The organism is Chitinophagales bacterium (assembly GCA_040877935.1).
GTDB lineage: Bacteria > Bacteroidota > Bacteroidia > Chitinophagales > CAIOSU01 > JBBDNB01.
This window is the reverse complement of the sequence record JBBDNB010000059.1, coordinates 39,466-48,566: the sequence shown is the minus strand read 5'-3', so window position 1 is coordinate 48,566 and position 9,101 is coordinate 39,466. Positions and strand designations below refer to the sequence as shown.

Here is a 9,101-nt window from a genome sequence, read left to right as displayed (position 1 = left end):
TTGAAAAATTAATGGAATCTTAGATTTATGGTGCTTTTCGACCAGACACTAAATATGATGTTAGTAACCAAGCCTGACAATTCCATTGAAACAATAGAGTTGAAAAATGTATTTTACGACAAGCCAGAAACATTAGCCCTCAATACAATAAGGATAAAGGAAGAACTGGCTAAATGGTATGATCTCGGATATAAAATTGAAGCTGTAATTGGAGAAAATATTGGAAGATCAACTATGATTTTGAGAAAAGAGTAGATTACAAAGTTGGGGACGCACGGCCGTGCGCCCCCAACTTTGTAACCCTTCCCCATTTTCAAGAACATTTAACAACAACTTTAGATAATTTCAAATAAAATTCTCGCTTTCCCTTTTTTTAAATAATTTCATCGCATGATTGAGTTTTTATCTGAATTCTGGGATTTCCTAAAAGAGCGCAAAAAATGGTGGCTTTTGCCCATCATACTTACCTTATTGCTGGTTGGCCTGCTATTGGTAGTTGGTGGCGGATCGGCTGCTGCGCCATTTGTCTATACATTGTTTTAAGCTTTGACTGCAAAAAAAACCTACAGCAGTTTACTGGTTATTCTTATCGGCTTTAGTTTGCTGGGGTGGTTTTTTGAGTTTTTCTGGCTCAATTTATTTGCTGCCTTGCTGGGTTTGGTCGGTATCATCCGGCAAAGTTGGGCTGAGAAAATCGTGTCCGCCTGGATGTTTATCGGGCAAAAAGTAGGTTGGGTCAATTCCCGGATTATTCTCACCGTAATTTTTTACCTGATGCTCACGCCCTTGGCTTTCTTTTATCGCTTGAGCAAAAAGAACCCTCTACAGCTCAAAAAGCTGGAAGGGGAAGGTTCTTACTATATTAAGCGCAATAAATCTTTTGTAAAAAAGGATTTTGAAAGGCCTTTTTAAAATTTCTTCCTTATCCCTGATTTCCTGCTAATTTTTATTGCCTCAAATTGGTTGAAAAGCACAATTTGAATCTGTGCTAAACATTTAAGCAAAAAAATCATTGCTAAGAAATGCGCTTCATTTCCCTTATTTTTGCAAATCTTTATGAATAAGAGTACCAGCACTAAAATTCTTCCTCAGATAAGCGAACAGGAAAAGCAATACCTCCATGTTTATGGAACCCGTGTGCACAATTTGAAAAATATTGATGTGCACATTCCCCGCAATCAGTTTGTTGTAATTACCGGCATTAGCGGAAGCGGAAAATCATCATTGGCTTTCGATACTATTTTTGCCGAAGGCCAGCGCAGATATATTGAAAGTTTTTCCAGTTATGCCAGGCAATTTCTCGGAAGCATGGAGCGTCCCGATGTAGATAAGATCACTGGATTGAGCCCTGTTATTTCCATAGAGCAAAAAACCACCAATAAAAACCCGCGCTCAACGGTTGGCACCATCACCGAGATTTATGATTTTATGCGCCTACTCTATGCCCGGGCAGGTATAGCTTATTCCATGGCTACGGGCAATGAAATGATACGCTTTAGTGAAGAGCAAATAAAAGCGCAACTGCTGGAGCATTATAAGGATAAAAAAATCATAGTGCTTGCACCTTTGGTAAAAGGACGCAAAGGACATTACCGCGAATTGTTTGAACGTCTTAGAAAACAAGGGTTTCTAAAAGTAAGAATAGATGGAGAGATTGAAGATCTATTGCCCAATATGCAGATCGACCGCTACAAAATTCACGATATAGAGGCAGTAGTAGATCGGCTTTTAATTCAGCCAGAATATGAAGAACGGATTAACAATGCTATAGAAAAGGGGCTGAAAATGGGCGAGGGAATGTTGATGGTGCTGGATTATGAAAGCAACGAAATCAAACAATACAGCAAAAACCTGATGTGTTCGGAAACAGGTATTGCTTATGAAGAACCCTCCCCCAATTCTTTTTCCTTCAACAGTCCTTATGGGGCTTGTCCGCATTGCAAAGGACTGGGGGTAATTAGTGAAATAGATATGAATGCTATTATCCCTGATTATAAAAAGAGCATCAATCAAGGAGCAATCGCTCCACTTGGTGAGGTACGGGAAAATAATATTTTTAAACAGGTGCGCTCATTGGCCAAGAAATACGATTTCAGCCTGTCTGTCCCGATAGAAGAATTGCCGCAAAAGGCACTTGAATTGCTTTTGTACGGAAATTTCAAACCCCAATATTCAGAAGACACCAAACTGAGTCGCTGGGAACGAAAATACACCGATGCTTTTGAGGGTGTCGTTCCTTTGTTGAAGCACAGTTATCACAATTCCTCTTCTGACAAAATTCGCAAGTGGGCTGAGAGTTTTATGGAAAAAATAGATTGTCCTGAATGTGATGGCACCCGCTTGAAAAAAGAATCACTGCAGTTTAAAATAGGTGGAGCCAATATAGCCGAACTCAGCCGGATGGATTTACAAAGCCTGCTTGACTGGTTCAACAATGTGGAAGCAAAACTGAATGAAAAACAGAAAGTCATAGCAAAGGAAATTCTAAAGGAAATCCGCAGCAGGTTGGGCTTTTTGCTGAATGTAGGTTTGAATTATCTCAATCTCGACCGGCCTACCCGCACGCTTTCAGGTGGGGAATCGCAGCGCATTCGCCTTGCTACACAGATCGGTTCGCAACTCATTGGTATCAGCTATATTTTAGATGAGCCAAGTATTGGCTTACACCAAAGAGACAATGAGCGACTGATTAATTCGCTAAAGCAACTTTGCGAAATGGGCAATTCCGTATTGGTTGTAGAACACGACAAAGACATTATGCTGGCAGCAGATTACCTCATTGATCTTGGACCGGGAGCCGGTAAATTGGGTGGTGAAATTGTAGCTGAAGGACTTCCTTCAGAATTTGCAGAAAAAAATTCGCTTACTGCAAAATACCTGAGAGGAGAGAAAAGCATACCTGTTCCCCAAAAAAGAAGAAAAGGCAATGGGAAATTCATTGAGCTTTTCGGTGCCACGGGAAACAACCTTAAAACCGTTGATCTGCGCATTCCGCTCGCTACATATACTGTAGTAACAGGCGTTTCGGGCAGCGGTAAATCCACGCTGATCAACGAAACGCTTTATCCCATTTTGCGGCAGCATTTGTATAAATCCAGAAAAAAACCAATGCCCTATACCGATTTTCACGGCCTGGAATTGATCGACAAAGTAATCGATATAGACCAATCGCCCATTGGAAGAACACCGCGCTCCAATCCTGCAACTTATATTGGAGTGTTTAGTGACATCAGAAATATTTTTGCCCAGTTGCCCGAAGCAAAAATCAGGGGCTACAAACCCGGGCGCTTTTCCTTTAATGTGAAAGGCGGTAGATGCGAAACCTGTGAGGGTGCCGGAATCAAAGTTATTGAAATGAATTTCTTACCAGATGTGCATGTGGAATGTGAAAAATGTCTGGGCAAAAGGTACAATCGAGAAACGCTTGAAGTGCGCTACAAAGGAAAATCCATCAGCGATGTATTAAATATGCCCGTTCGCGAATCGGCTGAGTTTTTTGAAGCCATTCCTTCTATTTCCAGAAAATTAGAAACACTGGTAAATGTTGGCCTGGGTTATCTTACCCTGGGGCAATCATCCACTACGCTTTCGGGTGGAGAAGCACAACGCGTAAAACTCGCCTCAGAATTGAGCAAGAAAGATTCGGGCAGTACATTGTACATTTTAGACGAACCAACAACAGGCCTGCATTTTGAAGACATTCGTTTGCTTTTGCAGGTGCTGGATAAGCTGGTTAAAAAAGGAAATACCGTAATTGTGATAGAGCACAATATGGATGTGATAAAAGTAGCTGATCATATTGTGGATCTCGGCCCAGAGGGCGGACACAAAGGCGGCTATATTTTGTTTGAAGGCACTCCTGAAGCACTGGCTCAAAAAAGCGACAACCATACTGGAAGGTTTTTAAAGGGTGAGCTTTAACCTATAAAGCCGACTTAAATTTACTCGATAATCGAGATTTGAATGCTTCTAGGCTTGCCCGGAGGTTGTTTACTTTTCTCTGAGCGTTTGGACTTGAATATTTGTGTTTGTGCGTGATTTCACCTTTAGTGCTTCACTTTTAGTGAAACCAAGAAATTTTTTCATAGCTTTGTAATATGAAAAATCCAAGCAACCCCTTTATTGTAGCCGGTTATGCAAACCCAAATTATTTCTGTGACCGTGAACATGAAATTACAATATTAACAGAAGCTTATCAAAACGGCAGGAATATCGTTCTTTATTCACCTCGAAGATTGGGCAAAACGGGGCTCATTCATCATTTTTTTCATCAGGTGAAAAAAAAGGACAAAAATGTCACCACTGTTTATGTGGATATTCACGACACACTTGACCTGGAAGGCTTCATCAATGCCTTTTCCTCGGCTGCGCTCAATGCGCTTGAAAGTAAAAAAGAAAATTTCATAAAGCGTATTGGAGAGCTTTTTTCAGGCATTAAAGCCAGTTTTTCCATAGATGAATATACTGGCATACCAGAAGTGCAATTGGGGTTGGGAACGGCTCCCGAAAGGGAACACTCCCTTGCGGCTGTTATCAAATACTTGGAAAACCATAAAAACCAAATTGTGATAGCAATTGATGAATTCCAGCAGATTAACAATTACCCTGAGAAAAATGTCGAAGCAATTCTGAGAAAACATATTCAGCGACAAAAAAATGCTAACTACATTTTTTCCGGTAGCGAAAAACATCTCCTGCTGCCAATGTTCAGTGATGCCAAACGGCCGTTTTACCAAAGCACCCAGCATTTAGGCTTAAAAAAACTGGGGCTTGCTAAGTATAAAAAATTTATCCAAAAACATCTGAAAGAAGCAGGAAAAGAAGTTTCTGAAACCGTTCTGGATTATATTCTTCAATGGACGGACATACACACTTTTTACACACAATTTGTTTGCAATCGGCTTTATGCACTGCCAGAGAAACAGTTGAGCTTGGCGAAAACTAAAAAGTTATTGATGGAAATCCTGACAGAAAAAGAAGCCTATTTCCATACATTGATCAAGCTTTTGCCCAAACATCAGCTCCAGCTATTAACTGCTATTGCCAAAGAAAACGTATTGGTAGAACCAACAGCCAAAGAGTTCCTGCGCAAACATCAACTTTCTGGAGTTTCCACGGTAAGCAAAAGCCTCAATGCACTTGTCACCAAAGGTTTAGTGGATGATGAGCGCTCTAATGAAAAATTAGAATACCGTGTTAATGATGTGTTTCTGAGGCGTTGGTTGGAACGGAGGTGATTGCCGCGTGGGGAGCTTTAACCTAAACCCTCGGCTTATACCTGCTGCCACTTAGAATTTCTTCTGGTTTCAGCTCCATCAATTCATCCAGCTTGGTTTCCGGATTTTTGAGCACATAACTTCTTACAATTTGCCAACCTGTCCAAACCCCTATTTTTCCAGGCGAATCTTTGGGCATACCGGGCGTAGAAGGCCCAGGGCTCATGAATTTTTTTGTTTCAGATTGATTGGTATTGAACAGCAAATCCTTTTCGATAAAAAAATTCCAGATTTGCCCTTCGTTTTCCTTGCACCATTTGGTCTGTTCGGGAGTATATCCAATTTTCTGATAGTCGGGAGCCGAAGGCATCATGCGGTCTATAAAATGCAATTCTTTCCCGGCACTGATCATTGCACTTAGCAAAGCGTTGTTTTCCGGTGAAATATCATAAACCATAGAGCCCACTACATTCATGCAGTTGGCAGTAAGGTATTCGGGCTTTAGCGTTTGTGTAAGGTACTCTGGAAAAATACTGCTGTAGTATTTAAATGTATCTCCCAAGAACATATCCAGCCCAATGGCCAGCACACTGCTATCAATTGTAAAAGAGGCATAAGTAAAATTGGAAACAAAAGTGACAATCTCTGGGATTTCGCGCTCCGGAAAATAATATTTATAGTGCTTAAATGCTTTTTGCAATTCTGCTTCATATTTTGAGAAATTACCAAACCGAAACTCTACCGTATCATATACTTCCTGCACGTATGGATCAAATACAAAGGCTCGAAAATCGGCCACAAAAGCACTGTCATTTTCTTTGTGCCAACCAAAAATTTCTGATTTAAATACAGGAAAAAATACGGGATAATCTGCTTCAAGTATTTTCAGGCTTTCTGAAAATTGGTTAGTATCAGCAACTTGTCGCAGGTCTTTTTCAAAACGTTTGATTTTTAAATCTGCCTGAATATTCGTAACATCAACCTTGTAGGGAGTATTCCCCCAATCACAAGCTGTGAATAATACAGCGATTAGTAGAAGTATAGAAAATGAACCCGTATTTTTACATTTTAAAATTGTGCAAGACATTTATTACGATTGAATAATTAAAAATGGCTGTTATGAAATTCCAAAAAAAACTTACTGCAATTATACTATTACTTTTTGTATCTACATTGGTTCAGGCAAGAGTGGATCAGAAGGTAAGTATTGGCTTAATGGCCAACCCGATCGTTTCCTGGTTGCGAATCGATAATGGTAATATCGAACGCAATAAGGCAAAATTTGGAATTGAATATGGGGTATTGACAGATATACATTTTACCGAAAACTATGCTTTGTCAACCGGCTTATCCGTTATGTTGCAGGGAGGCACCATGACATATACAAACAACAGTCTTGACACACTTGGTGATACTCGTGTAAAAATGAGCCTGCATTACATCAACTTGCCGCTATATCTTAAGCTAAAAACCAATGAAATGGGTTATATCACTTATTACGGGGAATTTGGGATAATCAATCAATTCAGGATAAAGGGCTCGGCAGATGCTGAAAGAGCGGATCCATATCAATTTAACGAAACTGTGAATATTACCAAAAAAGACAATGAACTCGGCATTCGCTCACAATTCTACAATATGAGCTTGCATATTGGTGCAGGTATTGAATATTCTCTGGGCACCCGAACTAAGATTCAGGCTGGACTATTCTACAATAATGGTTTTGTAAATATCATTAAAGACAATGATGAAGACAAAATTTTCATAAACAATATGGGGCTGAGAGCAGCGGTGATCTTTTAATAAATACTGTATTAGGGATAACCATTGAGAATATTTTTATCAAAATAAAGACAGGGAAAATAAATGAAAATTGCTCTGGCGCAACTGAATTACCACATTGGTAATTTTGAAGAAAACAGCAGAAAAATAATCGAGCAAATAGAGCGGGGAAAAAATGAAGGCGCAGACCTTGTTGTTTTTTCAGAACTTGCTATTTGCGGCTATCCACCTCGTGATTTCCTGGAGTTTGATGATTTTATAAATAAATGTGCTGTTGCAATTGAGCAGATTGCCAAGCATTGCCAGTCCATTGCTGCATTGGTAGGTACTCCGATGAGAAATACGGCCAGTACCGGCAAACCGCTTTTTAATGCTGCCTGTTTTTTGGCTGAAGGAAAAGTTAAACAGATTTTCAAAAAAACCCTTTTGCCTACCTACGATATTTTTGATGAATACCGCTATTTTGAGCCCAATAAAGATTTTCAGCTTTTAGAATTTAAAGGGCAAAAAATTGCAGTAAGTATCTGTGAGGACATTTGGAATATTGGCAATGAAAATCCCATGTATATAACTTGTCCGCTCGATGAAATGAATGCCCAAAAGGCTGATTTGATTATCAATCTTTCTGCTTCCCCTTTTGATTATGATCAGGCTGATGTGCGAAAGAAAATTTTAAAGGCCAATAATCAACGCTATGGAACTCCTGCTATATATGTGAATCATGTAGGCGCACAAACTGAATTGATTTTTGACGGCACTTCACTGGTGAGCAATAAAGAAGGTAAAATTGTAAGGCAACTGGCTTCGTTCAGGGAAGATTTTGAAATAATTGACACTGGGAAATTGGCAGAAAGCAGTGGTGGCGAATTCCCGGATTCGGGAAAAATTTCCAAAATACACGATGCGCTGATTTTGGGCATTCGCGATTATTTCAAAAAGCTGGGTTTTCAAAAAGCCATCCTTGGTCTATCAGGCGGTATTGATTCCGCGCTTACGCTGGTATTGGCAGAAAGGGCATTGGGCAAAGAAAATGTTTGGGCCGTCCTAATGCCTTCGGATTTTTCCAGTGAGCATTCGGTCAATGATTCAGTAGAGCTGGTAAAGAGACTGGACATAAAGTACGATAAAATCAGTATTCAGGAATTATTTGACACTTACCTAAAAGTCCTGAAACCTTTTTTTGAAGGCTTGAAATTTGGCCTGGCAGAAGAAAACATACAAGCCCGGACCAGGGGTGTTTTGCTGATGGCGCTGTCCAATAAATTTGGAAATATCCTGCTCAATACTTCCAATAAAAGTGAGGCTGCTGTGGGCTATGGCACTTTATATGGCGATATGTGTGGCGGACTTTCCGTTTTGGGCGATGTGTATAAAACCGAAGTGTATGAACTGGCCGAATTCATCAATGAAGATGAGGAGATCATACCGCGCAACATTATAGAAAAAGCACCCTCTGCCGAATTGCGCCCCGATCAGAAAGACAGCGATTCTTTGCCCGATTACAAAATATTGGACGAGCTGCTTTTTCAGTACATTGAAAAACGACAGGGGCCCAAAGAGCTGATAAATGCCGGTTTTAATGCAGAATTGGTAAAAAGGGTGCTGAAAATGGTAAATACCACCGAGTACAAAAGATTCCAGACCCCTCCAATTCTAAGGGTTTCCCCCAAAGCATTCGGTATGGGCAGAAGAATGCCGTTGGTTGGGAAGTATCTCTCTTAATGTTTATAACTTTCCTTTTTTAATTTTTGATTTTTCCCCATTGTTGACAATATTTGTCATGAATTAAATTTTCAATGACAGAAAGTGTTGGTAAAATGATCCGCAGATTGCGGGAAGAAAAAGGAGACCCCTTGCGTGTATTGGCAGCTTACCTTCAAGTTGACCAGGCAATAATGAGCAAGATAGAAACGGGGCAACGAAAACCGAGCAAGGAACAAGTGGAAAAGTTGGCAAAATATTTTGGAGCCAATAAAAAAGAAATGCTAATTGCTTGGTTGAGCGACCGGATTGTTTATGAAATTGAGGGAGAGAAATTAGCAAAGGAGGCTTTGAAGGTGGCAGAAGAGAAAATAACATACAATAAAAAGAAAAGGAATTAAT

Annotated in this window: 9 protein-coding genes; 8 read left to right on the top strand and 1 reads right to left on the bottom strand. The window is 40.0% G+C overall.

The annotated features are described in order from the left end of the window. Positions 1-54 precede the first annotated feature (54 nt). From WD048_16720 to WD048_16700, 5 genes are all read left to right on the top strand, one after another. Positions 55-255, top strand: coding sequence for a hypothetical protein (locus WD048_16720; GenBank protein ID MEX0813864.1), 201 nt, complete (start codon positions 55-57; stop codon positions 253-255). A 135-nt stretch (positions 256-390) separates the two neighbouring features. Next, positions 391-543, top strand: coding sequence for a DUF5989 family protein (locus WD048_16715; protein ID MEX0813863.1), 153 nt, complete (start codon positions 391-393; stop codon positions 541-543). A 3-nt stretch (positions 544-546) separates the two neighbouring features. Further along, positions 547-912, top strand: a complete 366-nt coding sequence (locus WD048_16710; GenBank protein MEX0813862.1) for an SxtJ family membrane protein — start codon at positions 547-549, stop codon at positions 910-912. Positions 913-1,056: 144 nt separating this feature from the next. Beyond that, a complete protein-coding gene (uvrA, locus tag WD048_16705; protein ID MEX0813861.1) occupies positions 1,057-3,921 on the top strand; it encodes an excinuclease ABC subunit UvrA in 2,865 nt (954 codons plus the stop codon). 176 nt (positions 3,922-4,097) lie between these two features. Continuing rightward, positions 4,098-5,237: an ATP-binding protein gene (locus WD048_16700; protein MEX0813860.1), complete on the top strand. Its 1,140-nt coding sequence runs from the start codon at positions 4,098-4,100 to the stop codon at positions 5,235-5,237. A gap of 22 nt (positions 5,238-5,259) precedes the next feature. On the opposite strand, the gene WD048_16695 is transcribed toward WD048_16700, so the two are convergent. Beyond that, complete coding sequence (locus tag WD048_16695) at positions 5,260-6,303, bottom strand: hypothetical protein (protein MEX0813859.1); 1,044 nt, start codon at positions 6,301-6,303, stop codon at positions 5,260-5,262. Between the two features lie 32 nt (positions 6,304-6,335). Here WD048_16695 and WD048_16690 point away from each other — a divergent pair, with 32 nt between their 5' ends. From WD048_16690 to WD048_16680, 3 genes are all read left to right on the top strand, one after another. Next, on the top strand, positions 6,336-7,019 hold the full coding sequence (locus WD048_16690; protein MEX0813858.1) for a porin family protein: 684 nt from the start codon (positions 6,336-6,338) through the stop codon (positions 7,017-7,019). A gap of 63 nt (positions 7,020-7,082) precedes the next feature. Next, positions 7,083-8,720, top strand: coding sequence for an NAD+ synthase (locus WD048_16685; protein ID MEX0813857.1), 1,638 nt, complete (start codon positions 7,083-7,085; stop codon positions 8,718-8,720). A gap of 74 nt (positions 8,721-8,794) precedes the next feature. Continuing rightward, the gene (locus WD048_16680; GenBank protein MEX0813856.1) at positions 8,795-9,100 is read left to right on the top strand and encodes a helix-turn-helix transcriptional regulator; all 306 of its coding nucleotides are present in this window, start codon (positions 8,795-8,797) and stop codon (positions 9,098-9,100) included. Position 9,101: the final 1 nt, after the last annotated feature.

Excerpts from the sequence above, each read along its gene's own strand:
- WD048_16720 (MEX0813864.1), top strand. The coding sequence starts at position 55 with ATGATGTTAGTAACCAAGCCTGACAATTCCATTGAAACAATAGAGTTG.
- WD048_16715 (MEX0813863.1), top strand. The coding sequence starts at position 391 with ATGATTGAGTTTTTATCTGAATTCTGGGATTTCCTAAAAGAGCGCAAA.
- uvrA (MEX0813861.1), top strand. The coding sequence starts at position 1,057 with ATGAATAAGAGTACCAGCACTAAAATTCTTCCTCAGATAAGCGAACAG.
- WD048_16700 (MEX0813860.1), top strand. The coding sequence starts at position 4,098 with ATGAAAAATCCAAGCAACCCCTTTATTGTAGCCGGTTATGCAAACCCA.
- WD048_16695 (MEX0813859.1), bottom strand. The coding sequence starts at position 6,303 with ATGTCTTGCACAATTTTAAAATGTAAAAATACGGGTTCATTTTCTATA.
- WD048_16690 (MEX0813858.1), top strand. The coding sequence starts at position 6,336 with ATGAAATTCCAAAAAAAACTTACTGCAATTATACTATTACTTTTTGTA.
- WD048_16685 (MEX0813857.1), top strand. The coding sequence starts at position 7,083 with ATGAAAATTGCTCTGGCGCAACTGAATTACCACATTGGTAATTTTGAA.
- WD048_16680 (MEX0813856.1), top strand. The coding sequence starts at position 8,795 with ATGACAGAAAGTGTTGGTAAAATGATCCGCAGATTGCGGGAAGAAAAA.